Here is a 26,163-nt window from a genome sequence, read left to right as displayed (position 1 = left end):
TCCTTTTATTTATTCTGAGGATCGGAAAATGATGAGACTTCCCGAGCAATGTGATCCATTAGTTCGTGGACGCTTTTTGGATCACTACCTGCATACGCAAGGACCAGAAGCGTGAGTGGGTGAACATCCAGCACGGCACAAACATCTTCAATTTTATTCAATGTTGGGCTTTTCAGCCCTCGCTCCAGAGAGCTGAGGTAAGTCCGGCTGGACACATCCGAGAACGCCTCCTGGCTCAGACCACGCGCCTTTCTGATCCGCCGCAGTGCATCGGGCAACGATGGCTTGAACGCTGTCATTCTGAACTTTCCCCAAAATCCAGAATGACAACCTGTTGCGCCCTATAGGGCTACAATCTATAGTGTGCATTTTTATGTCTTTGCTGAAATCCGCAACTGCGGATTTCGCCGGAATCGGGAGTCGCGTCCGTGCCTTTCCTGACCGCCACAATTCCGCTTCTGCGTTTCCGTGCATATACGGATTCGATGGCTTGTGCCTTCGTGCTTTCTCGCCAAAGCACGCATCCGCTTCAGCGGTTCCGCGCTTCGGTGGAAAATCGTATCCGTGCATGCTCGGGTGCGTGGGGATTCGAGTCATGACACAGCCGCTCGTCACCGCTGAACAGCGGGCGCAACTGCTCGCCGTCGGCGAGGCACGCACCGCTGGTCGGAGCATCGACCCGATGCCGACGGTACGGCTGTTCACTCCTGACGCGCACGCCACCTGGCTGCTGGCCGCGCTCGATCCGGTCGATGGCGATACGGCATGGGGGCTGATCGACTTGGGAATAGGCATGCCCTGCCTGGGCCATGTGAAGCTGTCCGATCTGGCGTCCATCGTCGGGCCGCACAAGCAACCTGTGATGCGCGATCGCTACTTCCAGCCGGCGCGGCTGCTGTCGGAGTACCTGCGGCTGGCCGAGGAAAACGGCTCGATCACCGACTGACCAACCCCAGCCAACGACAGCGCATTCTGACTATTTCAGTCTTACCCAAGACCCGGAAGGTCTAAATCCACACTCTTGCACCGAAGCGGTGCGCTTCTGCTGGAAACAGTCATGATCTTTGGCGCGGGCTGCTGCACGGTGCTCCATGCTGCGCACCATTTTCGTGGCGGCGCAGCCGTCGCATTCAGACGATTTCCGCAATGCCCTGGAGCGAATCAGTCTTGACACCAGCAGTTACAGCTTACCCCGATCTCGATGACGACTTGATGGCGACTCGATAGCTCCCGCATGGCGGAATCCGTGGCGACGTTCCTGCTGAATGACAGGAGGTTGCGTCATGGCTGACCCGAGCGCCGAACACTGGTATCCAACCGCCGCGTATCTCTACACGCTGCACCTCGACGGCCCCGCGCTGGCGTGGGAATATCTGCGCCGCCACCCCGACTACCGCCGCGACTGGCTGCGCCGTCGCCGACAGCCAGAGGCCGCCGGACGCTGGGGACTGCGCCTGCTGGAAGATCCTGCCCTGGATGCGCGCGACGCGCACCCGACCTGGTTCCCTGACCATGATGCCGTCGTGCAGCTCTACCCGGACGCCGACCCGCCGCCGGATGCGGCGGCCTTCGCGTTCTGGCGCATTCCCGGCCAGAAGCATCTGATCCACGATGGCAAGCGCTTGGTGGTGCTGGCACGCTGGCCGGGCTGCTGCCTGCGGCTGGTGATCGCTCCCGGCCTGGCCGATGGCATGGCCTACGCCTATGCCATCCGAGCCTGCACCACACCTTGCGTCCGCTATCAGGCGCTGGCGGCCGAGCTGGACAAGCTGGCCACCGCTGGCGACGCCTTACCCGCGGGAATGGCACGGCCACGACCGACACTCGCCACATTGCTGGAGTTGAACACGCTCCAGGCGCTCGACGGCACCCTGGCGGGCGCGTCCTTGCGTGAGGTGGCCGAAGGGCTTTTTGGCGTGGATGCCGTCGTGGCCGACTGGCACAAGGACAGCGCTGTGCGCGCTCGTGTACGTCGGCTGGTGCGGCGTGGCGAGGCGCTGATGCGCGGTGGCTATCGCAGCCTGGCGCAGCTTCCGCCGGTTGCATCGCAGTAAGGGGGACGTTTTGCAGCCCCTGCATTTCGTCCCTTAGCAAGAAGCCCATCTTTCTTGAAAGTGCCTCTATCCGGCCGCGTGGTGTGGCCGGGCTTGATGGAGGACCATCCCATGCGACCCGCTCCCTTGCGGCCTGCCGCCGCTGCTGTCGCTGCGCCCGCGCAGCCCCAACGCTATCTCACCAACGACGAAGCCGCCGACTACCTGCGGCTGTCGCCGCGCACGCTGGAGAAACAGCGCGTGATCGGCGGCGGGCCGAAGTTCCGCAAGTTCGGCCGCCGCGTCATGTACGCTGTAAGCGACCTCGATGCCTGGGCCGATGCACGCAGCTTTGATGCGACTTCCGACCCGGAATATGCCGAGCGGCACGCGGGCGACTACCGTGACGGCCGTTGACCTCTGGCTCGCCGATGGCCATCGCCATGTCCAGCCCATCGCTGCCGCTGCGGCAGCGACCAGCGCAGCAGCGGGAACAGCTCGAACTGTTCCGCGCGCTGCCGGGCGACATGGCGCCGCGCGACAGCCAGGACTTGATGGCCTTTCCGTTCTTCTCGCTCGCCAAGTCGCGGCGCACGGCACCGATCGACTTCCGGGCGGGTGGCATCACCATCCGCGTGGAAGGGACGCAGGAACACGGCATCGCGACGATCTGGGATGCCGACATCCTGATCTGGGCCGCCAGCCAGATCGTCGAAGCCAAGGACGCGGGCATCAAGCCATCCCGGCTGATGCAGGTGCGTCCCTACGAGATCCTGCGCTTCATCGGACGCGGTACGTCGCTGCGCGACTACCAGCGTCTCAAGGCCGCGCTCGACCGGCTGCAATCGACCACGGTGGCCACGTCCATCCGCGAAACCACGGGAAGGCGCTTGCATCGCTTCTCGTGGATCAACGAGTGGAAGGAACTGGCCGACGCCAGCGGCACACCGCTGGGCATCGAGCTGATCCTGCCGGACTGGTTCTATGCGGGCGTGGTGGACGCCGCCCTGGTACTGACCATCGACCCGACGTATTTCCGACTCACTGGCGGCATCGAACGCTGGCTGTACCGCTTGGTGCGCAAGCACGGCGGGCGGCAGGAACACGGCTGGCAGTTCGATTTCCAGCACCTGTACCGCAAGTCGGGCAGCGTGGCGCGTTTCTACGACTTCGCCGCCGATCTGCGCACGTTGGTGGCGCGGCAGTCGCTGCCCGGCTACGTCCTGGGCATCGAGCGGATGCCCGGCGAGAAAACCGAGCTGCTGACCTTCCGGCCCGTGCCGCCCACGGCACGGGGATAAGTGCGGGAAAACCTGTTAATTCACTCGTGCTATCAGGCAACAGAAGGCTCGTGCTATCAGGCAACAAATCCTCGTGCTATCAGGCAACAAAATTGGCCGCAAACCCGCGCCAGCATTGGGTTTCGCCGGCCTCTAACATTCCTAACTTAAATTCTCTAACTTTTAGTAGAGAAGCACCGCTTCGGTGGACAACCACCCAACGGCACGGAATGCAGAAGCGAAAGGCTGGCTTTCCAACACGGAGGGCCGCGCCATGATTCTCGCTCTGCTCAACCAGAAAGGCGGTGTCGGCAAGACCACGCTCGCCACGCACATCGCGGGCGAACTGGCGCTGCGCGGCCAGCATGTCGTCCTGCTCGATGCAGACCCGCAGGGTTCATCGCTGGACTGGACGCAGCGCCGGAGCCAGCAAGGCTTGCCACGGCTGTTCAGCACCGTGGGCCTTGCCCGCGAAACGCTGCATCAGGAGGCGCCAGAACTCGCCAGACGGGCCGATCACGTCATCATCGACGGCCCGCCGCGCATCGCCGCCCTGGCGCGCTCCGCGCTGCTGGCGGCCGAGCGCGTGCTGATCCCGGTGCAGCCCAGCCCCTATGACGTGTGGGCCAGCGCCGAGATGGTGGCGCTGATCCGTGAAGCGCAGGTGTTCCGGCCTGCGCTGCGCGCGGCCTTCGTCATTAACCGGCGCGTCAGCACCACCATCATCGGCCGCGAGGCGCGGCAATCGCTCGCAGAACAGCCGCTGCCCGCGCTGCGCTCGGAAGTGCATCAGCGCATCGTGTTCGCCGACAGCGTGGCCGCTGGCCGGCTCGCCCGTGAGACGGCACCCGACAGCGCCGCCGCCCGCGAAATCACCGCCTTGGTGGACGAACTGCTGCGGTGGCCGACATGACGGCGAAGCAGCCACCACGCGGCAAGCGCGTCGGCATCGGCGCACGTCCGCCAGCGAATCCGCACGCAGAAGCGTGGATTCGCCAAGGCGATGCCGATGCGCTGGGCAAAGGCGACCTTTACACGGCGCGCCTGACCCTGGACATCACGCCCGCCATGCGGGCGCGCATCAAGGTCTCGGCCTTCACGCAAGGCGTGACCGTGGCCGACCTGCTGCGCGCCCTGCTGGAGCGGGAGTTTCCCGAGCACCACAGGGAGAACACACCATGACCGCATCCGCCTTGCCTGCCGCGAACGCGACACCGGTTACGCAATTGCCTGCGCTTTCGGCACTCGCCGGACAGGCCGGCAACGTGCCGCTGACGCGCGTTTCACTGGCCTACATCGAGGCCCGTTTCAAGCTCTACCTGCGCTTTGGAGAACCGGCGCGCACGCTTCGCCTGGACGGCTGGCGGCGCTGCGCCGTGTTCCTGCCGAACGCGATGCTCTGCCGCATCCGCTGGCAGGCCAACGACTACGGCACGATCCGCTGGCAGCTCATGGTGATGCAGGCCGCCACGCCGCTCGATGCTGCGCAACGCATCCCCGGCGTGCAGCCGGGCGCACGCCTGCTGCTGCACGCCGAAGGCGATGCCAACGTGCGCGCGGTGCTGAAACGCATCGACGGCATCGAGGCGCTGGGCATCGCACCGGCCGCCGTGTCTCCCGCGTACTGGCGCACGCTCGCCAACCGGCTTGCGGCGCGCTCGCCGTTGCCCGAATACACCGCAGAGCGGCACGCCGCTTGGCTGGCCGGGAGGACATTCACATGACAGCCATTTCCACAACCGGCGCCGCGCCGAGTCCTCGTTCGCGCCTGCGCGCTCGCATCGTGCTGGCGGGCTTCGCCGCCGTCGGCCTCGCTGCGCTGGCCTGGGCGGCTTTTGTGTCGCCGCTACCGCGCCTGACCTACAACCCGTCCGACAGCGTGGCGATCGGTTGGTATCGAATCGAACTGTTCGACCCGCGCACTGCCTCGCTGCCACGTCCGCTGTCCGTGGGCAGCATCGTGCTGGTGCCGCTGCCCGCCAAGGCCGCCATGTTGGCCGCGCAGCGCGGCTACCTGCCGACGCGCGTGCCGCTGCTCAAACGTGTGGGCGCAGTCGCGCCGCAGCACGTTTGCATCGTTGCTGGTCAGGTACGCATCGACGGCGAGCCTGCGGCCGCCGCGCTGCCTGCCGACCGGCTGGGCCGGCCGCTGCCATCCTTGCAGCTTTGCCGCCGCCTCGAACCGGGCGAGCTGTTCCTGTTGAGCGTGACCAATCCGGCGTCGTTCGACAGCCGCTATTTCGGCCCGGTCAGCGCATCCGCCGTGATCGGCGTCGCGCATCCGGTCTGGCTGGAGACACGCCCATGATGGCCGTCGATTCGCTGCACGTTGCCGTGCATCTCATCGTGCCATCGGGCATGTCGTTCCGGCTGCTGTTGCCGTGTCGTCGCGCGTGCAGTGCGAGCGTATCCGCGCCGCACTTCGCGCTGTCTCCGGCGCAGCCGTCCAGCGTGCAGGCGTCTTGCCTCGAACGTGCCCGGCCTGCGGCCATCGCCGCGTTCGCCGGCGGGCTGACTGCAAGCAGCGCAGCGCCGCCGGGCCGCCGACGCCCGGAGCGACAGCGAGGGGCAAAGGCGGAAGGCAAGACAAAAGGACGCGGCACCGGGCCGCGTCGAAAGCCAGTCTGCACATGGGGGTTGCGCGGCACGGAGCGGCTTCGCCGCCGTGCCGCTTGTGGCGCGAGGCCCGCGTCAATGCAGGCATGTCCGCGTGCTTCGCACGACCGGACACGCCAGAGCTTGCAGGGAGAACAGCGATGACCGACCGCCGCGACGACGATTTCCGGGTGCGCCCCAGCGCCCCGAAGAACCGGGGCAAGAGCCAGGGCCAGAGCTTCGTTTCCAAGGTACTCAAGCAGGCTGGCAAGGCCAGCAGCGGCAAGGCGGCGGTGCGCCGTCCTGGGGCGGCCGGCACCGGCCAGCGCCCCGGCTCGCGCCTGGGGCGCGGCCACACGGTGGCGCGCTTCGCTGGGGCGAAGCTCACGCCCATGTCGCGACGCGTGACCATCAAGACCTTGCTGGTCAATAACCAACGGGCCAGCCCGCAGTCACTCGCCAAGCACCTGCGCTACATCGAGCGCGATGGCGCGGGCCGCGATGGCGAACCGGGCCGGGCCTACGGGCCACAGGCCGACGAAGCCGACCTAGACGCCTTCAAGGAACGCTGCGCCGACGACCGGCACCATTTCCGCTTCATCGTGTCCCCGGAAGACGGTTCGGAGCTGGACGACCTGCGCACTTACACCCGGCAACTTGTGAACCGCATGGAGGCCGACCTGGGCACGCGGCTGGATTGGGTAGCAATGGATCACTGGAACACCGACAACCCGCACACCCACCTGATCGTGCGCGGACGCGACGACACCGGCAAAGACCTCATCATCGCCGGCGACTATATCGCCCACGGCTTCCGCCACCGGGCCGCCGAGCTGGCGACCGAATGGCTGGGGCCGCGCACCGAACTGGAGATCCAGCAGACCTTGCAGCGCGAGGTGGATCAGGAGCGGTGGACGAGCCTCGACCGCACGTTGCAGCGCGAGGCCGGCGAGGATGGCCGGGTGCAGATCGAACGCTTCAACGAACCCCGGCTGCAACGCCAGCGCCTGCTGCTGATCGGCCGTCTGCAACGCTTACAGCGCTTGGGCCTGGCCGACGAAACACAGCCCAGCACCTGGGCCGTCCATGCGGACGCGGAGAAGACCTTGCGCGCCCTGGGCGAGCGTGGCGACATCATCCGCACTATGCAGCGGGCCATGAGCGGCCAGCCGCGCGAGTTGGCGGTGTTCGAGCCAGGAGACGATGGCCGAACCATCGTCGGCCGCGTGGCTGCCAAGGGGCTGGCCGACGAGCTGCACGACCGCGGCTATCTGGTCATCGACGGCGTGGACGGCAAGGCCCACTACGTCGCGCTCAATGCCCGCGACGAGCTGGCGAACTATCCCACCGGCGCCGTGGTGGAGGCACGCGGTTCCGCCGAGGTGCGGGCGGCCGACAAGAACATCGCCGCGCTGGCGAGCGACGGCCTGTACCGCACCGATCACCACCTGGCGATTGAGCAAGGCCGCGCCAAGCCCGGCCGCGACCCCCAGGAAGTCGTCGCGACCCATGTTCGCCGGCTGGAAGCTCTGCGCCGGGCCGGCATCGTGGAGCGTATAGCCGAAGGGCTATGGAAGGTGCCGGACGACCTGGCCGAGCGTGGCCGCCGCTACGACGCGCAGCGGCTGGGCGGCGTGACGGTGGAGCTGAAATCGCACCTGTCGATCGAGCGGCAGGCCCGCGTGATCGGCGCCACCTGGCTGGATCAACAGTTGATCGGCGGCGGCAAGGGTCTGGGCGACCTGGGCTTCGGCGGCGAAGCCCGACAGGCGCTGCAACAGCGCGCAGACTTCCTCGCCGAACAGGGGCTGGCCGAGCGGCGTGGGCAGCGCGTGATCCTGGCGCGCAACCTGCTGGCTACGCTGCGCAATCGGGAATTGGCGCAGACCGCGAAGGACATTGCCGCCGAAACCGGACTGGAGCATCGGCCCGTCGCCGACGGTCACCGCGTGGCCGGCACCTACCGGCGTTCGGTCATGCTCGCCAGCGGTCGCTACGCGATGCTGGACGATGGCCTGGGATTCAGTTTGGTACCGTGGCGGCCGGTAATTGAACAGCGGCTGGGGCAGCAGATCTCTGCGATGGTGCGCGGTAATGGGGTGTCTTGGGAAGTCGGACGGCAGCGTGGAATTTCGATTTAAAAAGTCGGCTGCATAGCGACTGATACCGCTGCAGGAGGAGCAAATCAGGGGCAGGGATGTCGTCGCTGATTGCTGGAATTTAGGGCATGCTGCTGCATCAGATCAATGATCCAATCAATAAAAACTCGCAGCTTGGCACTGACATGGCGGTTCGGTGGAAATGCCAAGTACAGCGGCATTTGATTAAACCGCCATTGTTCAAATAACGGAATCAAAGCGCCACAAGCCTGATGTGCTGCCGCCATATAAGTGGGCAGCGCAATCACTCCTAACCCCGCTAACCCCGCTTCGAGGTAGGCATTGCCATCATCCACTGCGAGCACATAGCTGCTCCTGATTTCAATACGTTCACTCTCACGGTGCAGTACCAAAGGATCAATCTTACCGGTGCGTGAGGACAGGAATCCCACTATGCGATGGTCGGTGTTTTCCAGCTCTTGCGGATTCGCAGGAGTGCCGAGACGCTTCACATAACTCGGTGCGGCGTAGGCGGAGATTTGCAAATCGCCGACATGGCGTGCGATCAGGGATTGGTCGTTGATTTCACCACCACGCAAGACGCAATCCACGTTGTCGCTGATCAGATCCACCGCTCGGTCGCTCACGCCCATGTCGAACTGAATATCAGGGTAGCGCGCGTGGAAATCCGGTAACGCCGGCACCAGTACGAGGCGGGCCAGCGGACTGGGCACATCCACACGGAGTCGCCCTCTGGGCGTGATCGCCGCACTGGACAAGCTGGTTTCGGCATCCTCCATTTCTGCCAAAAGGCGGACAACACGCTCGTAGTACGCCACGCCATCGGGAGTAACACCGAGCTTGCGGGTGGTGCGATGGAGCAACTTGACGCGCAGGCGTGCTTCCAACTGCTGGATGAGCTGCGTCACCGTGGTTTTGCTCATATGAAGTGTTTGGGCAGCCTTTGTGAAGCTACCCGCCTCCACCACACGAGCAAAGGCGCGCATCGCGTCGAACCGATCCATTCTTCATCCTCTCTTTCCGCAGATTGTTTGTATTTTACAAACAATGATGAACAGAGTCGCCTGTTTATTCACCCGATCCAGCACCTGTAAAGTGCCTTTTTTGTTCATTGGCCAGAGTTCGCTATTGCAAAGGCACAAACATGACAACACGCGAAGCAGTTTTCCCCCTCGATCGGCAGGCGCTTTATGAGCGCAACCGGTATTCACCGGCCATCAAATCCAACGGATTCTTGTTTGTTTCGGGCCAGGTTGGCAGCCGTGAGGATGGTTCGCCTGAACCTGACCTCAAAGCGCAGATCAGGCTGGCATTCGATAACCTTAATGCTGTTCTTATGGCGGCGGGCTGCACATTCAGTGACGTGGTTGACGTAACCCTCTTTGTCGTCGATCCGGAGTCGAACCTCGACGCTATCTGGAGTGTCCTTCCAGAATACTGGGGAGAAGCGCCTTATCCTACTTTGACCGGGGTTGGCGTGACGTGGCTTTACGGATTCCAGTTCGAGATTAAGGTGATTGCCAAACTACCCTAACTCCCGCACCCGTAAGGCTTGCTGCCCAAATATGCATCAGCGCTTGTTGGTATCGTAGGTTTGACGCAATTGCTCTACACGCGGAAGGTTTTCTCTGATCCACAAGTTGATGCCTTCCAGCGCATGGAACATGCTTTTCCCCATATCCGTGATCTCATATTCCACACGCGGAGGTACTTCGGGAAAATAGTGGCGTTCTACCAAGCCATCTCGTTCCAGATTTCTCAAGGTCAGCGTCAGCATGCGCTGTGTGATGCCTTCCACCTCGCGCTTGATCTCGGAAAACCGCAGGCGACGATCATCTGCGATGGCCAGACGCCAGATAACCTGTACGGTCCATTTATCACCGAGTCGCGTGCAGATTCCGTTGGAGGGAATCGGCTGGAATGATGAATCGTCTTCAAGACGTTCACTGAGGTAGTCCAGTCCTGCTTGGTCCAAGAGTTTCATTTTTGTGCCTGAGGTTAAAAAAAGTGCCGTCTTCCGCAATTCAGAGATAGAGGAAAGAATACGACATTCTCATTTTTTTCGAGCTGAATCATGACCGAAGTACATCGCCCTATCTTGGTTTTCGGAGCCACCGGCCGGCAAGGCGGATCAGTGGCCAAGGCGCTGCTGAAGGTCCACTGGCCTGTTCGCGCTTTTGTGCAAGACCAGTTCGAACCTGCCTCAGTTGCGCTGCGTGAGGCAGGCGCCGAGCTCGTGCAAGGATCATTGGAAGATGCCGACGTCATCACGGCAGCCATGAAGGATGCGCACGGCGTTTTCAGTGTGATGCCAGCCAACCTGTCGGCAGAAGATGAAGTCCGTTATGGAACACGCGTCGCTGACCTTGCAGCAAAGAGCCACGTCGATCATTTCATCTACTCTTCGGGCGCAAGCGCTGGCGACGAACCGACAGGCGTCCCGCGATTCGACGCCAAGCCGCGTATCGAAGCATACATCCGCGAACTGCCGCTGACGACCACCATCATCCGTCCCATGATCTTCATGGAGATGCTTGTTCGACCTGGCTTCGGCCTCGATGAAGGGCGGTTGGTTTCCCTGATCCACCGCAATCATTCCATCCAGCTCACTGCCGTGCAAGACATCGGGAAAATCGTTACAGCGATGTTCGTGGACAAGGCGCGGTTTGCCGGCAAGACGTTGAAGATCGCCAGTGATCGTGTGACGGGCCTTGAGCTGGAGGCTGTGTTCTCGGAAGCGGCAGGTAGACCCATCAACTATTTCCGTTTCCCGGACGAGGTTCTGGCCTCCAACGCCGATCTGGCCCATATGGCGTCAAGCCTGCAAGATGGCCCTCTCTCAGAGGAAGTAGACCTCGATTTGATGCGGGAGATCAATCCTGAACTTGTCTCGTTGCGTGCATGGTTAATGGGAGTGGGACGAGAGAAGCTTGAAGAAGCGCTGTGCAGGAAGCAAGCATAGATAGGCTGCACCAGAAAGATAGGAGGATGCACATAGATGGAATTTCGCCACCTTCGCTGCTTCCTGGCCGTTGCTGAAGAGCTCCACTTCGCCCGAGCCGCTGAGCGATTGCATATCGAGCAATCGCCGCTGTCGCGTGCGATCAAGGAATTGGAAGAAGAACTGGGCGTGCTGCTGTTTGCTCGCACCACACGCAGCACTAGACTGACCCGTGCGGGAAAACGGTTCCTGGATCATGTGCCGCGTGTCTTCGCAGCCTTGCAACAGGCGCGTGACAGTGTGAAGGCGGTAGCCAATGGTTTCGATGGACAATTGCGTGTCGCCTTGTCGGACGGGATCACGCCGTCGCGCTTGCCGGCCCTGCTAGCGCTGTGCCGGCAGGAGGAACCTGAAGTCGAAATCCGCCTCACCGAAGTGCCGCTTTCGCAGCAGATCAAGGGCCTGCATGACGATCTATACGATGTAGGATTTTCCCGTTCCAATGAAGGCGACGATGGCATCGTTGTCTCGCCTGTCTGGAACGATCCGCTGATGGTCGCTGTACCGGAGCGTCACCCCTTGCTGGTCCATAAGCGCATCCCATTGGAAGAATTGCTGCGCTATCCCTTGGTGTTGTCCGATCCGCAGTCATGCGAGGGCCATGCGCGGCAGGTGGATCGCGTTCTGCGCGGTGTGGACATGGAACCGATGGTGGTAGAGCGCGTATCGAGTTGCGACTTAATGATGGCGCTGGTATCGGCCGGCTTCGCGCTGGGACTTACTGGTGCCGCGCTCATCACCGCAAGCCGAGAGCAGGGTGTCGTCGCGAGACCATTAGCTGGTCGTTCGCCAATGCTAACGACCTACCTGCTGCGCTTGGATACACAGCCCTCAGAGACGCTGGCTCGCTTCATCGAGCGTGTGCAGGCCATCGAGTCACCCGAAATCATCAGGCCAATGCCAGGAAATATGCCTGATCCTGATGAGGAATCAGAACTATGAAGAAGGCGATGCAACTCTTGCCAACCATGGCGCTGACCGTCATGTGGCCGCCCGCACAGGCATCCATCGTCGTGGCGATCTATCTGGTAGAAATCGAAGCCTCCATTAGCAAGCGCAACGACTCCATTGCCGCTATTGGCCAGGCTGTTGTCATAGTGGTGACGCCATGAATGGATTAGGGTGGCTAGAAATCGCTATCGCGTTGATTAGCTACCTGTTGCTGCTTCTGCTGATCGCATTGTTACTCGTGCTGATCCCGGACGAACAGGCTGCTTGGCGTGGGATCGTGGGGATGGCGACGAATGGCGTTGCTGGCATGCTCGCCTTACTGGCTGCATATGCGCTGCGCATTCGAGACTTTCAGGCCTTCGGATTCAAAGCCGCGAGGTCGCGTTGGCTAGCCATGGGTGGTGTGCTGGGTATCGCCGCATTCGGGTTGAGCGTTCTGGCAGAGCACGTGTACTTCCTGTTCGTCACCGAGCAGAACACGCAGGGCGACTTCCAGGCTGCGGCACGGGATGGCCCGATGATGCTCCTCACCTTAATCCTCATGGGGGGCATACTGACGCCGCTGGGTGAGGAAGCCTTATTCCGTGGCGTTATCGCCAATGCACTGAACCGATACGGCGCATGGGCCGGAGTGGTGGGCAGTGCAATGATCTTTGCAGTCGTCCATGGATTTAGCGTTGTCCTGCTAAATGCCTTTATCGTCGGCCTCTTAACCGGTTTCTTGTTTCGCAGGACTCAATCCATCTGGCCTGGGTTCGTTGTACATGCCATCTTCAATAGTATTTGGTTGTTGATCTACAGTTTTTGATAATGCTTGAATAAAAATCGTATTAGGCAGCAAGAATGCGGAGAAAAGAATGAATCAAGACGAAATTAAGGCAATATTCGATCAACAGGCCGCTAGCTACGATGTGCAGTGGGCCAAAACGGCAGCGATCAAAGATTGCTTGTACCTCCTTCTTGAGTCGTTGTTTGCCGAGTTGCCTGCTGACGCACGAATTCTCTGTGTCGGAGTGGGAACAGGAGCGGAGTTGGCCCACCTTGCTCGGAAGTATCCTGCATGGCGGTTTACTGCAGTAGAGCCTTCCGGCCCTATGCTTGATGGTTGCCGACAACGGGCAGAGGAGGACGGGTTTACGTCTCGTTGTTATTTCCACGAAGGTTATCTTGATTCGCTCCCTGCCATTGGGCTTCATGACGCGGCCACTTGCTTTCTGGTGTCTCAATTCATTCTCGACCAGCAAGCGCGATCAGGATTCTTTCGGGAAATATCTAGCAAACTCAAGCCAGGAGGAATTCTTGCTAGTTCTGATTTGGCTTCGGATGTGGTATCGCCAGAATATGAAGTATTGCTTCGCGCCTGGATGAGCATGATGGCATCGTCAGATATTTCACCTGAGGGGATAGACCGCATGCGCAAAGCGTATGCCAATGATGTTGGCGTTCTTCCGCCAATTAAGATTGCATCAATAATTGAGGCTGGAGGTTTCGAACCTTCCGTGCAGTTTTTTCAGGCCGGATTGATTCATGCATGGCTGTCAAAACGTGCCCTGAGCAATGTCGCCTAACAATTCAAGCGTTCGCTCGCTACTGATCAGACGCATCGACGACAGAGATGAACCATTATGAAAGCAGCAGTTTATGACGCGGCGGGAGCTCCCGGCGTCTTGAGGTATGCCGATATTCCCACCCCAACCGTCGGGCCTAACGACGTACTGATTTCCGTTGAGGCGATCTCAATTGAAGGTGGCGACCTGATCAACCGCCGCTCGACTCCGCCACCTCAGTCTTCCTGGGTTGTCGGATACGCGGCGGCGGGCACAGTGGTGGCGACCGGATCGAATGTCACAAGCCGCAGAGTAGGGGATCGGGTCACGGCATTTGACATGCAGGGCTCGCATGCTGCGCTCTGGGCTGTGCCAGCGGGGCGTACATGGCGCATACCCGATGGAGTGGATGCAACGGATGCGGCGGTATTGCCGATCTCGTTCGGGACGGCGCATCACTGCCTTTTCGCGCGCGGCGGACTCGCACGCGGAGAAACTGTCCTCATCCAGGCGGCAGCCGGCGGCGTGGGCCTTGCCGCCGTCCAACTTGCCGCGCAAGCCGGTGCCACGGTCATCGCCGTGGCCAGTGGAACGCAGCGAAGCAGCCGGCTGATTGAACTCGGCGCCAGCCATGTCGTGGATCGTACTGCCCATGACGTCGTAGACGCCGTCCGGCAGATCACCCATGGCGCTGGCACCAACCTCGTCGTCGATCCGGTGGGAACAACGCTGCAGGATTCTCTTGCTGCGCTGGCTCCCGAGGGACATCTTGTTTTCGTCGGCAATGCTGGTGGTGGCAACTTGGCTGTCGATCTGTGGCCAGCCATGCAGGCCAACCAGACGCTCTCGGGCGTGTTCATGGGGCCGCTTTTTGAGAGACTTGCTGTCCGTTCAACCGTGGACGAGCTTTTGCAGGCTGTTGCCGACGGACGTATACGCACCGTCATTGACCGAACATTCCCCTTGGCGGAGGCCGCTGCGGCCCATGCCTATGCGGAAACGGCCAAGCCGCTGGGCCGCATTGTCATGAGACCGTGAAACCCGTTCGCAGCATGTTGCCATGCATGCGAAGGACTGCTACTCATCGAAAACTGGAATGCTGTTGACGTCGGCTGCGTTTCGTCAGCCGAGGTCCGAATGTTGGTATCCAAATCAATCGTCTGTTGCCCGCTCGTCCGGCTGAAACGCCGGCTCAGTTCATCGAACGGGTGCAGGCCATTGGCTCGCCCGAAGCTGACAAGCCGATGCCGTACGACGATCCCGAATCCCTGGAGAAGCCCGAATCATGAAGACGGCCTTTGCGTTCGCGCTGGTTGTGGTGCTGACAGGATGCGGCCCGGAGGATAGGACAGAGAAGAAAGACGTGCCGAGTGTTGAAGAACTGGCATCCGATCCCGTACGCCTGAAAGAGCTGCGCCAGCAGTGCAGGACTGGTCGTGCCACGCTGGGCGACATGTTGTGCAACCGGGTGGCCGAAGCCACCCGTAAGCGGTTTTATGGTGACGGCGATACGCCATACACACCGCCGAAGGAGCCGCCCAAGTTCTGATTGCAGACGATTCGCCACAAAACTTCTGTTTTTCCGCTCAACACGCCGCAATGCGCCTTCGCTTGCGGCGTTTTTCTTTCTTTCGATGCGGCCCTAATTCTTTCCAATTACTCGACCTTTCTTCCGATAACGGTCTTTGACTGGCACTGAACCGGCACCGATCCTGACGCCTGCGGCACGCCTTTGTGCCGCGTTTTCCACGGGGAATCAGCGCAGGAGAAATCGGAGGTCAGTCAATGCAAGCTCAGGGCGTGCTGTTTGGGCAGATCGCCGCCGTCTTCGGCATCGTGATCGCCGGCATATGGAGTGCGACGCAATGGACAGCCGCCGCCCTGGGCTATCAAGTACGCCTTGGCTCGCCGTGGTTCGATTTCTTTGGTACCCCGGTCTATCACCCCTGGCGGCTGTTCGAGTGGTGGTTCTTCTTCGATGCCTATGCGCCGCATGTCTTCGACATCGGCGGGGCCATCGCGGGCGGCAGCGGACTGCTGGCCGTGGTGGTGGCCATCGCCATGTCGGTGTGGCGCTCGCGGCAATCGCGCATGGTCACGACCTACGGTTCGGCGCGCTGGGCCGAAGCGGATGACATTCGCAAGGCCGGGCTGACGCAGCCGGCCGGCGTCTTCCTCGGCAAGTATCGCAACGAGTATCTGCGCCATGAAGGCCCGGAACACGTCCTGACTTTCGCGCCCACTCGCTCGGGCAAGGGTGTCGGCTTGGTCGTCCCGACATTGTTGTCCTGGCCGGCTTCGGCCGTCATCCATGACATCAAGGGCGAGAACTGGCAGATCACCGCAGGTTGGCGCAGCCGGTTCAGCCACTGCCTGCTGTTCAACCCGACCGATGCGAAGTCAGCAGCCTACAACCCGCTGCTCGAAGTCCGGCGTGGCGCGCATGAGGTGCGCGATGTGCAGAACATCGCGGACATTCTCGTTGACCCCGAGGGCGCGCTGGAGAAGCGCAACCATTGGGAGAAGACTTCGCACGCGCTGCTGGTCGGGGCCATCCTGCATGTGCTGTACGCGGGCGAGGACAAGACACTGCGCGGCGTCGCCAACTTCCTGTCCGACCCAGCCAGCCCGTTCGAGCTGACCTTGCACCGGATGATGACGACGAAGCACCTGGGCGATGCACCGCACCCGGTTGTCGCGTCCGCCGCCCGCGAAGTGCTCAACAAATCGGACAACGAACGGTCGGGCGTGCTGTCCACCGCCATGTCGTTCCTCGGTCTGTACCGCGATCCCACGGTGGCCAAAGTCACCTCGCGCTGCGACTGGCGCATCGCCGACCTGATCGCATCCGAGCAGCCGGTGTCCCTCTATTTGGTGGTGCCTCCCTCGGACATTTCCCGCACCAAACCGCTCATCCGCTTGATCCTCAACCAGATCGGCCGGCGGCTCACCGAATCGCTCGATGGCAGCGACGGCATCGAGCGTCGCCACAAGCTGCTGCTGATGCTCGACGAGTTCCCGGCGCTGGGGCGACTCGACTTCTTTGAGACGGCCTTGGCCTTTATGGCGGGCTACGGCATCCGCAGCTTCCTGATCGCGCAGTCGCTCAACCAGATCGACAAAGCCTACGGCCAGAACCACTCCATCCTCGACAACTGCCACGTCCGTGTAACGTTTTCGACCAACGACGAACGCACGGCCAAACGGGTTTCGGAAACGCTGGGCACCGCCACCGAACTGCGCGCCCAGCGCAACTATGCCGGGCACAGATTGGCCCCGTGGCTGGGGCACCTCATGGTGTCGCGGCAGGAGACGGCCCGCCCGCTGCTGACGCCCGGTGAAGTGATGCAGCTTCCGACCGACGAAGCCGTGGTGATGGTGTCCAGCGTGGCACCGATCAAGGCCAAGAAGCTGCGCTACTACGCCGACGCCAACTTCAAGAGCCGCGTTTTGCCGCCGCCCGCGCTCGCGGCCGGGCAGTACGCCGATGCGCCGCCGTCGCGGCTCGACGACTGGAGCGGGCTGGCGATCCCCGCCGTACCAGCGGCCCCGGCTGCGGGCCTGTCCAGCGATGGCGCAGGCACCGCCGATGACGGCGGCCCGCGCCGCCAGCCAGAGCTATCCGAAGTCGCCGAATACAGCCCCGAGCCGCAGCCCGCAGGCAACGACCTGGCGCTGCTCGATGACGGCGACGACCTGCCACTGCCTTACGCGGCCTCTTTCCCCGGCCAGCTCGACCCGGCCATGCAGCGCACGGCCCGGCTGGCTTCCCTCGACCCCAACGACGGAATCGACCTATGAGCCAATACCGCCTCAACCTGTTCATCCAGCCCGAGCACGCCAAGCGTCTCGAAGAACTGGCCGCCAAGAAAGGCGTGTCCAAGTCGTCCATTGTCGCGGCGGCGCTGGCGTCTTGGCTGTCGCCCGACACAGGCGACCAGCGCGAGGCCGCGATCGCCAAGCGGCTGGATCGTCTGTCGCGGCAGACCGAACGCCTGGAGCGCGACCAGAACATCCAGATCGAAACGCTGGCGTTGTTCATCCGCTACTTCCTGACCGTCAGCACGCCGGTTCCCGAAGCCCATCAGGACGCGGCCCGCGCCCAGGGCAAGGCGCGCTTCGAGCAGTTCGTCGAACAACTGGGCCGTCACTTGCTGCGAGGCCGAAGCCTGGTGCGTGACGTGGTGGAAGAACTGCACCCCCAGGATCACGAATTCGGGGCGCGAATGGATGACGCGGCAGCACTGGCCGAAGCGCAGGAGCGTGCCTCATGAGCGCCGTTCCGCAAACCCCGCCCGAACGATCTTCCACCGCAGCTTCGCTGGATCGCCGCATCCAGATGCTGCGCACGGCTATGGGGCCGGTCATCGCCGCTGCGCTGGCCGACCCGGACGTGGTGGAAATTATGCTCAACCCCGACCGCACCTTATGGGTGGATCGGTTGTCGTCGGGCCGCGCGCCGTTGGGCGTGGAACTGTCCGAAGACGATGGCGAGCGCATCATCCGCCTGGTGGCCGCGCACGTCGGCGCGGAGGTGCATCGCGGCCGACCGCTGCTGACCGCCGAGCTGCCCGAAACCGGCGAGCGGTTCGAGGGCATCCTGCCCCCGGCCGCACCCGGCCCGGCCTTCGCGCTGCGCAAGCGCGCCGTGAGCATCATCGGCCTGGATCGCTACGTCGCCGATGGCATCCTGACCACCGGGCAGGCCGAGTTCCTGCGCCGCGCGGTGCGCGAGCGCCAGAACATCTTGATCGCCGGGGCAACGAGCAGCGGCAAAACCACACTCGCCAATGCCTTGCTTGCGGAAATTGCCGCCACCGGCGACCGCGTGCTGGTGCTCGAAGACACCATCGAACTGCAATGCGCCGCCCGCGACCATGTGCCGCTGCGCACCCGCGCGGGCGTCGTTTCCATGACCGAGCTGGTGCGCGCCACGATGCGTCTGCGCCCCGACCGCGTGATCGTCGGCGAGGTGCGCGGCGGCGAAGCCCTTGACTTGGTGAAGGTGTGGGGCACTGGCCACCCCGGCGGCATCGCCACCATCCATGCCGGTTCCGCGCTGGGCGCATTGCTGCGCCTGGAACAGTTGATTCTTGAAGTGGCGGTGAACCCGCCGCGTGCGCTGATCGCCGAGGCGGTCAACGTCGTCATCCACATCGCCGGACGTGGCCGCAAGCGCCGCGTCGGAAGCATTGCCCGTGTCGTTGGCTTCGACGGTGTGGGCTATCGCCTAGCGGACGCGCTGGAAACGCCGTTTCCCGAGCTGCCGCTGGTTCCCCTTGCAGCCGATGCCGCTGCGCCTTCCTTGTCCCCTGACCAACCTGGAGAACTGCCATGACGCAGATGCACGTTCCTGCTTTCCGCTTTTCCGTAAATCCGATTCCCCGCGTATCCAGCCTCGCGCGGCTGCGCAGCCTGGCCCGCCCGGCGGGGCAAGGGCTGCTGCTGGCCGCGCTGCTGCTGTTCCTGGCCGGAACGGCGCAGGCCGCCGGCTCCTCGATGCCGTGGGAAGGCCCGCTGGAATCCATTCTGGAGTCGATCCAGGGGCCGGTGGCGCGCATCGTCGCGGTCATCATCATCATCGCTACGGGCCTCGCGCTGGCCTTCGGCGACACGTCGGGGGGATTTCGCAAGCTGATCCAGATCGTGTTCGGCCTGTCCATCGCGTTCGCGGCTTCGAGCTTCTTCCTGTCGTTCTTCAGCTTCTCCGGCGGGGCCGTCGTATGAGCGGCGCGGACAGCTTCGCGGCCGGCTTTGAAGTGCCGCTGCATCGTTCGCTGACCGAACCGCTCTTGATGGGCGGCGCACCGCGCACCGTGGCCATTGCTAACGGCACGCTGGCTGCTGCCGTCGGGCTGGGCCTGCAACTCTGGATTCCCGGTGTGGTGCTCTGGTTCGTCGGCCATTCGCTGGCGGTCTGGGGCGCGCGCGTCGATCCGCAGTTCATGCAGGTCTTCGCCCGGCACATCAAGCACAAGCCGCTGCTGGACGTGTAGGGGGATGCCGACATGCTGAACCTTGCCGAATACCGCCAGCGGCCCGCCCTGCTGGCCGACTGGCTGCCCTGGGCCGGGCTGATCGCGCCAGGCGTGGTGCTGAACAAGGATGGTTCGTTTCAGCGCACGGCGCGCTTTCGTGGGCCGGATCTGGACAGTGCCACGCAGGGCGAGCTGATCGCCACCACGGCGCGGCTGAACAACGCGCTGCGCCGGCTGGGTTCGGGCTGGGCGCTGTTCATCGAGGCCGAGCGCCGGCCGGCCGCAGACTATCCGCACTCGGAGTTTCCCGAACCACTGTCCTGGCTGGTGGACGAGGAACGCCGCGCCGCCTTCGAGGAATCGGGCAACCACTTCGAGAGCGCCTATCACCTGACGCTGGCCTACCTGCCGCCGGAGGAATCCCGCGCTCGTGCGGCCAAGCTGCTCTACGAGCACGCGCCGGGCGACGGTGTGGACTGGCGCGGTCGGCTGGATGCCTTCGTCGCGGAAACGGATCGGGTGTTCGACCTGCTCGATGGCGTGGTGCCGGAAATCGCCTGGCTCGATGACGCGCAGACGCTGACCTACCTGCACGCCACGGTTTCGACGCGGCGCTACCGTGTGGGCGTGCCCGAGGTGCCTTTCCACCTCGACGCGCTGTTGGCCGATTCCGCCCTGGTTGGTGGCCTGGCGCCCATGCTGGGCGACCAGCATCTGCGCGTGGTGTCGGTGCGGGGCTTCCCGACTTCGACCTGGCCGGGCCTGCTGGATGACCTCAACCGCCTGGGCTTTGCCTATCGCTGGTCAACCCGGTTCCTTTGCCTCGACAAAGCCGAGGCGGAAAAGGAGCTGGGCCGCCTGCGCCGCCAATGGTTTGCAAAACGGAAGAACGTCATCGCGCTGCTGCGCGAAACGATCTTCCAGCAGGAATCGCCGCTGGTGGACACGGATGCCAGCAACAAGGCGGCCGACGCGGACGCAGCCTTGCAGGAGCTTGGCAGCGATCAAGTGGCCTTCGGCTACCTCACCGCCACGGTGACGGTGCTCGATGCCGACCCGGCCGTGGCCGACGAAAAGCTGCGCATGGTGGAGCGTGTGATTCAGAGCCGCGGCTTCGTCACCATCCCCGAAACGCTCAATGCCGTGGATGCGTGGCTGTCGTCCATCCCTGGCAATGCCTATGCCAACGTGCGTCAGCCCATCGTCTCGACGCTGAACCTGGCGCACATGATGCCGGTGTCGGCGGTGTGGGCCGGCCCCGAGCGCAACAAGCATCTGGACGGCCCGCCGCTGATCGTCACGCGCACCGATGGCGCGACGCCGTTCCGGCTGGTGACGCACATCGGCGACGTGGGGCACACGATGATCGTCGGCCCGACCGGCATGGGCAAGTCGGTCTTGGTCGCCATGATGGCCATGCAGTTCCGCCGCTATCGCGGCTCGCGTGTCTTTGTCTTTGACGTGGGGCGATCCATACGCGCCGCTACCTTGGGCCTGGGTGGCGAGCACTACGACCTCAGTGCGGATGGCGAGATTGCCTTTCAGCCTCTCGCCCGCATCGACCGCGAGGGCTACCGCACCTGGGCTGCCGAATGGATCGAAGGGCGCTTGCTGCACGAAGGCGTGACCGTCGGCCCCGACGAGAAGGCCGCCATCTGGTCGGCGCTCGGCAGCCTGGCCGGTGCGCCCGTGGAGCAGCGCACGCTGACCGGCCTGTCCGTCTTGCTGCAATCGAACGTGCTGCGCCAGGCGCTCGCTCCCTATGTCCTCGGCGGCCCGCACGGCAAGTTGCTGGATGCAGACCACGACCGTCTGGGTAACGCGGATGTGCAGTGCTTCGAGATGGAAGAACTCATGCACAGCAAGGCCGCCGTGCTGGCCGTTCTGAACTACCTCTTTGCCCGCTTGGAAGAACGATTCGATGGCTCGCCAACGATGCTTTTTCTTGGGGAGGCATGGGTCTTTCTGGACGATCCCATATTCGCGGCCAGGCTTCGGCAGTGGCTCAAGACTTTGCGAAAAAAGCAGGTTTCCGTCGTTTTCGATACGCAGTCGCTCGCAGACGTCAAAGAGTCATCCATCGCACCGGCGGTCATCGAAAGCTGCGCGAGCAGGATTTTCTTACCCAACCCGCAGGCCACCGAGCCGCAGATTCGCACGATCTACGAGGGCTTCGGCCTCAACAGTCGGCAAATCGAGATCGTCGCCACTGCGCAGCCCAAGCGCGACTACTACTACCAATCACGCCTCGGCAATCGCCTGTTCGACCTCGACCTGGGGCCGGCCGCGCTCGCGTTCGCGGGCGCATCCACACCGCAAGACCAACGCGACATAGAGCGCGTGCTGACGCAGGCCGGCGCTCCCGGCTTTGCCGGTTCGTGGCTGCGCCATCGCGGCCTCGATTGGGCCGCCGACCTGCTGCCGTCCTCGCCGGCGGCGGCGTCTTTCCTTTCCCAACCACGACAGGAGAACCTGCCATGAAGACCCGTGTGCTTTCCGTAACGCTGGCCGCCGCGTTGGCCGGCTCGCTGATACTCGCCCAGCCGGCGGCTGCACTCACCTTCGTTGATCCCGTCAACTTGGTGCAGAACACGCTGACCGCCATCCGCACGCTGGAGCAGATCAACAACCAGATCAACCAGCTCCAGAACGAAGCCCAGATGCTGATGAACCAGGCGCGCAATCTGGCGAATCTGGACTTCAACATCGTCAACCGGCTGCGCGCGACGCTCGCCACCACCGAGCGGCTGATCGCCGAAGCGCAGGGGCTGGCCTACGACGTGACGAACATGGATCGGGAGTTCGCACGTCTGTACCCCGAGCAATACGCCGCAACCGTCAGTGGCGATCAGATGTTCCGCGATGCGCAGGAGCGTTGGAAAAACACGCTTAACGGCCTGCACACCGCGATGCGGATGCAAGCCCAGGTGTCGCAGAACCTGACCCAAGACGAAAGCGCGCTGGCCGATCTGGTCAGCCAGAGCCAGTCCGCCACCGGCGCGCTGCAAGCGGTGCAGGCGACGAACCAGCTTCTCGCCTTGCAGGCCAAGCAGTCCATCCAGGCGCAGCAGCTCCAGATCACGCAAGACCGTGCGGCCTCGCTGGAACTGGCGCGGCAGGCGGCGGCCACCGAGCGCGCCCGCGAAGTGCGACGGCGCTTCCTGGGCACCGGCACGCCGTACACGCCACAGTCCGTCAACTTCTACAACAACTGACGGGAGGCGGCCATGCGATGCGTTCCCGTTCTGTCGGTTTCGCTGCTGGCCGTGCTGCTGACCGCTTGCGGCCAGTCGTCCGACCAACAAAGGGCCGAAGACCTGGCCGCCACCTTGGCCGCCGATCCCGTGCGGCTCAAGGCGCTGCGTGCCCAATGCGCAACCGACCGGCAAGCCGCAGGCGAAGACGACTGCCGCGCCGCCGCCGAAGCCTTCCGGCGGCGCTTCTTCGCCGGCCAGACCGGGCCGGACGAATACGGCTCGCTGGCCGACCTGCCACCGATCCCGGCGAGTTTCGACACGCCCACCGATGAGGCCGGCGATGCATCGCTCTCGGCTACGGAGGACACGCCATGAACGACGTGACCATCATCGACAAATTCCTCGATACGTTCTCGCGCTACATCGACTCCGGTTTCGGGCTGCTGCAAGGCGAAGTGGCATTCCTGACGGCCACGCTGATCGTCATCGACATGACCATCGCGGGCCTGTACTGGGCCATGAGCCATGCGACTGGCCAGGGCGAGGACGTGATCGCCAAGCTCCTGCGCAAGGTGCTTTACGTGGGCGCCTTCGCCTACATCATCAACAACTTCAACTGGCTGGCCGGCATCGTGTTCCGGTCGTTCGCCGGCCTGGGCCTGACGGCCACCGGCTCGACGTTGAGCATGGAGAACTTCCTGAAACCGGGCCGGCTGGCGAAGACCGGCATCGACGCAGGCGCGCCGATCTTGGAGCAGATCGGCGACATGGCCGGCTTCCCCGAGGTATTCACCAACCTTGATCCCATCGTGGTGCTGTTCCTCGCCTGGCTGGTGGTGATCCTCTGCTTCTTCGTGCTGGCGGTACAGCTTTTCATCACGCTGATCGAGTTCAAGCTGACCACGCTGGCCAGCTTCGTCCTGATCCCATTCGCACTCTGGAACAAGACGAGCTTCCTTGCGGAAAAGGTGCTCGGCAACGTGGTGTCGTCTGGCATCAAGGTCTTGGTGCTGGCGGTCATCGTCGGCATCGGCTCGGGCCTGTTCGCGGAGTTCCAGGTTCACCCTGACGAGCCTTCCATCGACCACGCGCTGGTCGTGATGCTGGCCTCGCTCGCCTTGCTGGCGCTGGGCATCTTCGGCCCTGGCATCGCCACGGGCCTCGTGTCCGGTGCGCCGCAGCTTGGCGCGGGCGCGATGGCGGGCGCAGCAGTCGGCGCTGCCGGTACGGCCGTTGCCATCGGTGCCGCCGCCACCGGCGTCGGCGGTGCCGCCATGGCCGGGGCACGCATGGCCCCGGCCGCCGCCAAGCTGGCCGGCGCAGGTGCGCGTACCGCCACGTCGGCGGCCGGTAACGCCCGGTCGGCGTTCCAGGCCGGTTCCGCCGCTGCGGGCGGCGGAGCCAAGGGTGCGGCGGCTGGCCTTGGCAATGCCGCCAAGACGGGCGCGCAGGCGGCGGGCCGCCGTGCCGCGTCCGGCGCTTCCGCTGCCGGGCAGAAGGTGGCCGATTCATTGCGCGCCGGATGGAACGGCACAGGCGCTGGCGCTGCCGGCGCAGGCCAGGCCACCGCCGGCGAAGCGGCAGAAGGTGCCGCCAGCGCGCCCAAGCAGGAGCAACCCGCCTGGGCCAAGCGGATGCACCGCCGCCAGCAGATCACCCATGCCGCCACCACCGCCGCCCACACGCTGCGCGGTGGCGACGGCGGCGGCTCGGGGCAAGGCCCGAGCCTGCGCGATTCCGATACCTGACCACTAAGGAGAACCCCATGCGATTCAAGCGACCGCAGGTGCGCTATGCCGATACGCCGCAACCTGCCACCCCGTATCAATCCGCTGCCCAGGTGTGGGACGACCGTATCGGCTCGGCCCGCGTGCAGGCGAAGAATTGGCGGCTCATGGCGTTCGGCTGCCTGGTGCTTGCGCTGCTGATGGCCGGTGGCCTGGTGTGGCACTCGGCGCAGTCCATCGTGACGCCTTACGTCATCGAGGTTGATCAGGCCGGACAGGTCCGCGCCGTGGGCGAAGCCGCCACGCCGTACCGGCCCGCCGATGCGCATATCGCGCACCACCTGGCGCGCTTCGTCGGCCTGGTGCGATCGCTGTCTGTCGATCCCATCGTTGTGCGGCAGAACTGGCTGGATGCCTACGACTACACCACCGACAAGGGCGCGGCCGTGCTCAACGACTACGCCCGCACAAATGACCCATTCGTGCGCATCGGCAAGGAGTCGGTGACGGTGCAGATCACCAGTGTCGTCCGCGCCAGCGACACGTCTTTCAACGTGCGCTGGACGGAACGCCGCTACGTCAATGGCGCGGCCGCCGGGCTGGAGCGGTGGACGGCCGTGGTGTCCATCGTCCTGCAAGCCCCGCGCACCGAAGAACGCCTGCGCCGCAACCCCCTGGGCATCTACGTCAATGGCCTGGCGTGGAGCCGCGAACTGGATTCTTCCGAAGGAGCCAAGCCATGAATGCACTTTTCCGTAAATCCGTTTTGCCGTTGATCCTGCTGGCCCTGGCGGGCTGCGCCTCGCAGGGCAAGCCGCCGCCGACCATTTCGCTCGATGAGCCGGTGCAGGCGCAACCGCTGCCAGAGCCGCCCAAGCCGGTCGAAGTCGTGGCCGTGCCCGAGCCACTGGCGCTGCCGGCACAGTTGAAGCCGCTGCCCGAGGTGGACACGGCCCCGGCCGCGCCGGAGCCGGCCGACGAGAAGGTGCGTGTCTCGCGTGCGAATGCCGAGGCGCGCATCGCGCCGACCCGCGAGGGTTACGTCAACGCGATTCAGGTATGGCCCTTCACCGACGGCGCGCTCTATCAGGTCTATGCCGCGCAGGGGCGCGTGACCGTGGTTTCCTTGCAGCCCGGCGAGGAACTGGTGACGGTCGCCGCTGGCGATACCGTGCGCTGGATCGTCGGCGACACGTCCAGCGGCAGCGGCGACGCGCTGCGCGTCAATGTGCTGGTCAAGCCCATTCGCTCGGGCCTGAAAACCAATCTGGTCATCACCACCAGCCGCCGGACGTACTTGCTGGAGCTGACTTCGACGGAAAAGGCGTGGATGGCCTCGGTGTCCTGGGACTATCCGAAAGATCGGATGCTGGCTTTACAGCGCCATGCGCAGGCGGCCAGCGCCGCCGCGCCGGTCGATACCGGCCTGTCGCTGGAGAAGATCCGCTTCCGCTACGCGGTGTCGGGCAGCAATCCGTCGTGGAAGCCGCTGCGCGCCTTCGACGACGGCGAAAAGGTCTATATCCAGTTTCCGCCGGGCATCGCGCAAGGCGAGCTGCCGCCGCTGTTTGTGATCGGGCCGGAAGGCGACGGGCAACTGGTGAACTACCGTTTCCGCTCGCCGTATTACATCGTGGATCGGCTGTTCGGCGCGGCCGAACTGCGCTTGGGCGGGGATGGTGGCGACGTGGTACGCATCGAGCGCACCGATGGCGTAGCACGGAGGAACTGACG

Annotated in this window: 32 protein-coding genes; 29 read left to right on the top strand and 3 right to left on the bottom strand. The window is 63.6% G+C overall.

Features of this window, described 5'->3' with window-relative positions:
• Nucleotides 1-5: 5 nt before the first annotated feature.
• Nucleotides 6-299, bottom strand: a complete 294-nt coding sequence (locus BCV67_RS19465) for a helix-turn-helix domain-containing protein (RefSeq protein ID WP_079390835.1) — start codon at nucleotides 297-299, stop codon at nucleotides 6-8.
• Between the two features lie 296 nt (nucleotides 300-595).
• On the opposite strand from BCV67_RS19465, the gene BCV67_RS06395 reads away from it, so the two are divergent.
• From BCV67_RS06395 to BCV67_RS06355, 9 genes are all read left to right on the top strand, one after another.
• A complete protein-coding gene (locus tag BCV67_RS06395; protein ID WP_014859394.1) occupies nucleotides 596-946 on the top strand; it encodes a DUF2958 domain-containing protein in 351 nt (116 codons plus the stop codon).
• A 337-nt stretch (nucleotides 947-1,283) separates the two neighbouring features.
• Nucleotides 1,284-2,054, top strand: coding sequence for a DUF2285 domain-containing protein (locus tag BCV67_RS06390; protein WP_014859392.1), 771 nt, complete (start codon nucleotides 1,284-1,286; stop codon nucleotides 2,052-2,054).
• Between the two features lie 111 nt (nucleotides 2,055-2,165).
• Nucleotides 2,166-2,450 (top strand): helix-turn-helix transcriptional regulator, encoded by a 285-nt coding sequence (locus BCV67_RS06385; RefSeq protein ID WP_014859391.1) that lies wholly within the window; start codon nucleotides 2,166-2,168, stop codon nucleotides 2,448-2,450.
• A 14-nt stretch (nucleotides 2,451-2,464) separates the two neighbouring features.
• Nucleotides 2,465-3,334: a replication initiator protein A gene (locus BCV67_RS06380; protein WP_014859390.1), complete on the top strand. Its 870-nt coding sequence runs from the start codon at nucleotides 2,465-2,467 to the stop codon at nucleotides 3,332-3,334.
• A gap of 253 nt (nucleotides 3,335-3,587) precedes the next feature.
• The gene (gene parA, locus BCV67_RS06375) at nucleotides 3,588-4,226 is read left to right on the top strand and encodes a ParA family partition ATPase (RefSeq protein ID WP_024537631.1); all 639 of its coding nucleotides are present in this window, start codon (nucleotides 3,588-3,590) and stop codon (nucleotides 4,224-4,226) included.
• The gene (locus BCV67_RS06370) at nucleotides 4,223-4,495 is read left to right on the top strand and encodes a hypothetical protein (protein WP_014859387.1); all 273 of its coding nucleotides are present in this window, start codon (nucleotides 4,223-4,225) and stop codon (nucleotides 4,493-4,495) included. The genes parA and BCV67_RS06370 overlap by 4 nt, the downstream gene beginning before the upstream one ends.
• The gene (locus BCV67_RS06365) at nucleotides 4,492-5,037 is read left to right on the top strand and encodes a DUF2840 domain-containing protein (RefSeq protein ID WP_014859386.1); all 546 of its coding nucleotides are present in this window, start codon (nucleotides 4,492-4,494) and stop codon (nucleotides 5,035-5,037) included. The genes BCV67_RS06370 and BCV67_RS06365 overlap by 4 nt, the downstream gene beginning before the upstream one ends.
• Nucleotides 5,034-5,621 carry a S26 family signal peptidase gene (locus tag BCV67_RS06360; protein WP_024537630.1) on the top strand — a complete coding sequence of 196 codons (588 nt, stop codon included), beginning with the start codon at nucleotides 5,034-5,036 and terminating at the stop codon, nucleotides 5,619-5,621. The genes BCV67_RS06365 and BCV67_RS06360 overlap by 4 nt, the downstream gene beginning before the upstream one ends.
• A 448-nt stretch (nucleotides 5,622-6,069) precedes the next feature.
• On the top strand, nucleotides 6,070-8,049 hold the full coding sequence (locus BCV67_RS06355) for a relaxase/mobilization nuclease and DUF3363 domain-containing protein (protein WP_062166962.1): 1,980 nt from the start codon (nucleotides 6,070-6,072) through the stop codon (nucleotides 8,047-8,049).
• 44 nt (nucleotides 8,050-8,093) lie between these two features.
• Here BCV67_RS06355 and BCV67_RS06350 read toward each other — a convergent pair whose 3' ends face one another.
• Nucleotides 8,094-9,032: a LysR family transcriptional regulator gene (locus BCV67_RS06350; protein ID WP_062166961.1), complete on the bottom strand. Its 939-nt coding sequence runs from the start codon at nucleotides 9,030-9,032 to the stop codon at nucleotides 8,094-8,096.
• Nucleotides 9,033-9,172: 140 nt separating this feature from the next.
• Between BCV67_RS06350 and BCV67_RS06345 the strand changes: the two genes are divergently transcribed.
• The gene (locus tag BCV67_RS06345; protein WP_062166960.1) at nucleotides 9,173-9,562 is read left to right on the top strand and encodes a RidA family protein; all 390 of its coding nucleotides are present in this window, start codon (nucleotides 9,173-9,175) and stop codon (nucleotides 9,560-9,562) included.
• Between the two features lie 36 nt (nucleotides 9,563-9,598).
• Here the strand turns inward: BCV67_RS06345 and BCV67_RS06340 are convergent, their stop codons facing one another.
• Complete coding sequence (locus tag BCV67_RS06340) at nucleotides 9,599-10,012, bottom strand: winged helix-turn-helix transcriptional regulator (RefSeq protein WP_062166959.1); 414 nt, start codon at nucleotides 10,010-10,012, stop codon at nucleotides 9,599-9,601.
• Between the two features lie 90 nt (nucleotides 10,013-10,102).
• On the opposite strand from BCV67_RS06340, the gene BCV67_RS06335 reads away from it, so the two are divergent.
• The 19 genes from BCV67_RS06335 to trbG all read left to right on the top strand — a co-directional run bounded on the left by BCV67_RS06335 (nucleotide 10,103) and on the right by trbG (nucleotide 26,161).
• A complete protein-coding gene (locus tag BCV67_RS06335) occupies nucleotides 10,103-10,990 on the top strand; it encodes an NmrA/HSCARG family protein (RefSeq protein WP_062166958.1) in 888 nt (295 codons plus the stop codon).
• A 36-nt stretch (nucleotides 10,991-11,026) separates the two neighbouring features.
• On the top strand, nucleotides 11,027-11,971 hold the full coding sequence (locus tag BCV67_RS06330; RefSeq protein ID WP_062166957.1) for a LysR family transcriptional regulator: 945 nt from the start codon (nucleotides 11,027-11,029) through the stop codon (nucleotides 11,969-11,971).
• Nucleotides 11,968-12,141 carry a hypothetical protein gene (locus tag BCV67_RS19965; RefSeq protein WP_156455769.1) on the top strand — a complete coding sequence of 58 codons (174 nt, stop codon included), beginning with the start codon at nucleotides 11,968-11,970 and terminating at the stop codon, nucleotides 12,139-12,141. The genes BCV67_RS06330 and BCV67_RS19965 overlap by 4 nt, the downstream gene beginning before the upstream one ends.
• Entirely contained in the window at nucleotides 12,138-12,788 is a 651-nt protein-coding gene (locus tag BCV67_RS06325) for a CPBP family intramembrane glutamic endopeptidase (RefSeq protein WP_062166956.1), read from the top strand. Before BCV67_RS19965 ends, BCV67_RS06325 begins: the two co-directional genes overlap by 4 nt.
• Before the next feature lie 49 nt (nucleotides 12,789-12,837).
• Nucleotides 12,838-13,548: a class I SAM-dependent methyltransferase gene (locus tag BCV67_RS19450; protein WP_082746508.1), complete on the top strand. Its 711-nt coding sequence runs from the start codon at nucleotides 12,838-12,840 to the stop codon at nucleotides 13,546-13,548.
• 57 nt (nucleotides 13,549-13,605) lie between these two features.
• On the top strand, nucleotides 13,606-14,565 hold the full coding sequence (locus BCV67_RS06315; RefSeq protein ID WP_062166954.1) for a quinone oxidoreductase family protein: 960 nt from the start codon (nucleotides 13,606-13,608) through the stop codon (nucleotides 14,563-14,565).
• A gap of 125 nt (nucleotides 14,566-14,690) precedes the next feature.
• Nucleotides 14,691-14,816 carry a hypothetical protein gene (locus tag BCV67_RS20610; protein WP_257721455.1) on the top strand — a complete coding sequence of 42 codons (126 nt, stop codon included), beginning with the start codon at nucleotides 14,691-14,693 and terminating at the stop codon, nucleotides 14,814-14,816.
• Nucleotides 14,813-15,076 (top strand): EexN family lipoprotein, encoded by a 264-nt coding sequence (locus BCV67_RS06310; RefSeq protein ID WP_062166953.1) that lies wholly within the window; start codon nucleotides 14,813-14,815, stop codon nucleotides 15,074-15,076. The genes BCV67_RS20610 and BCV67_RS06310 overlap by 4 nt, the downstream gene beginning before the upstream one ends.
• A 236-nt stretch (nucleotides 15,077-15,312) precedes the next feature.
• Nucleotides 15,313-17,328, top strand: a complete 2,016-nt coding sequence (locus tag BCV67_RS06305; RefSeq protein WP_062166952.1) for a conjugal transfer protein TraG — start codon at nucleotides 15,313-15,315, stop codon at nucleotides 17,326-17,328.
• Nucleotides 17,325-17,801 carry a ribbon-helix-helix protein, CopG family gene (locus tag BCV67_RS06300; RefSeq protein ID WP_062166951.1) on the top strand — a complete coding sequence of 159 codons (477 nt, stop codon included), beginning with the start codon at nucleotides 17,325-17,327 and terminating at the stop codon, nucleotides 17,799-17,801. The genes BCV67_RS06305 and BCV67_RS06300 overlap by 4 nt, the downstream gene beginning before the upstream one ends.
• Nucleotides 17,798-18,865: a P-type conjugative transfer ATPase TrbB gene (gene trbB / locus BCV67_RS06295; protein ID WP_062166950.1), complete on the top strand. Its 1,068-nt coding sequence runs from the start codon at nucleotides 17,798-17,800 to the stop codon at nucleotides 18,863-18,865. Before BCV67_RS06300 ends, trbB begins: the two co-directional genes overlap by 4 nt.
• Nucleotides 18,862-19,254 carry a TrbC/VirB2 family protein gene (locus tag BCV67_RS06290; RefSeq protein WP_062166949.1) on the top strand — a complete coding sequence of 131 codons (393 nt, stop codon included), beginning with the start codon at nucleotides 18,862-18,864 and terminating at the stop codon, nucleotides 19,252-19,254. Before trbB ends, BCV67_RS06290 begins: the two co-directional genes overlap by 4 nt.
• Nucleotides 19,251-19,523, top strand: coding sequence for a VirB3 family type IV secretion system protein (locus BCV67_RS06285; protein WP_062166948.1), 273 nt, complete (start codon nucleotides 19,251-19,253; stop codon nucleotides 19,521-19,523). Before BCV67_RS06290 ends, BCV67_RS06285 begins: the two co-directional genes overlap by 4 nt.
• Before the next feature lie 12 nt (nucleotides 19,524-19,535).
• The gene (gene trbE / locus BCV67_RS06280) at nucleotides 19,536-21,986 is read left to right on the top strand and encodes a conjugal transfer protein TrbE (RefSeq protein WP_062166947.1); all 2,451 of its coding nucleotides are present in this window, start codon (nucleotides 19,536-19,538) and stop codon (nucleotides 21,984-21,986) included.
• Nucleotides 21,983-22,720, top strand: a complete 738-nt coding sequence (gene trbJ, locus BCV67_RS06275) for a P-type conjugative transfer protein TrbJ (RefSeq protein WP_062166946.1) — start codon at nucleotides 21,983-21,985, stop codon at nucleotides 22,718-22,720. The genes trbE and trbJ overlap by 4 nt, the downstream gene beginning before the upstream one ends.
• Before the next feature lie 12 nt (nucleotides 22,721-22,732).
• A complete protein-coding gene (locus BCV67_RS06270; RefSeq protein WP_062166945.1) occupies nucleotides 22,733-23,077 on the top strand; it encodes a hypothetical protein in 345 nt (114 codons plus the stop codon).
• Nucleotides 23,074-24,450 carry a P-type conjugative transfer protein TrbL gene (trbL, locus tag BCV67_RS06265; RefSeq protein WP_062166944.1) on the top strand — a complete coding sequence of 459 codons (1,377 nt, stop codon included), beginning with the start codon at nucleotides 23,074-23,076 and terminating at the stop codon, nucleotides 24,448-24,450. Before BCV67_RS06270 ends, trbL begins: the two co-directional genes overlap by 4 nt.
• 17 nt (nucleotides 24,451-24,467) lie before the next feature.
• On the top strand, nucleotides 24,468-25,172 hold the full coding sequence (trbF, locus tag BCV67_RS06260; RefSeq protein ID WP_062166943.1) for a conjugal transfer protein TrbF: 705 nt from the start codon (nucleotides 24,468-24,470) through the stop codon (nucleotides 25,170-25,172).
• Complete coding sequence (gene trbG, locus BCV67_RS06255; protein WP_062166942.1) at nucleotides 25,169-26,161, top strand: P-type conjugative transfer protein TrbG; 993 nt, start codon at nucleotides 25,169-25,171, stop codon at nucleotides 26,159-26,161. The genes trbF and trbG overlap by 4 nt, the downstream gene beginning before the upstream one ends.
• The last annotated feature ends 2 nt before the right edge of the window (nucleotides 26,162-26,163 follow it).

Source organism: Stenotrophomonas nitritireducens (assembly GCF_001700965.1).
Taxonomy (GTDB): Bacteria; Pseudomonadota; Gammaproteobacteria; order Xanthomonadales; family Xanthomonadaceae; genus Stenotrophomonas; species Stenotrophomonas nitritireducens_A.
This window is presented reverse-complemented; position numbering and strand designations above follow the sequence as displayed.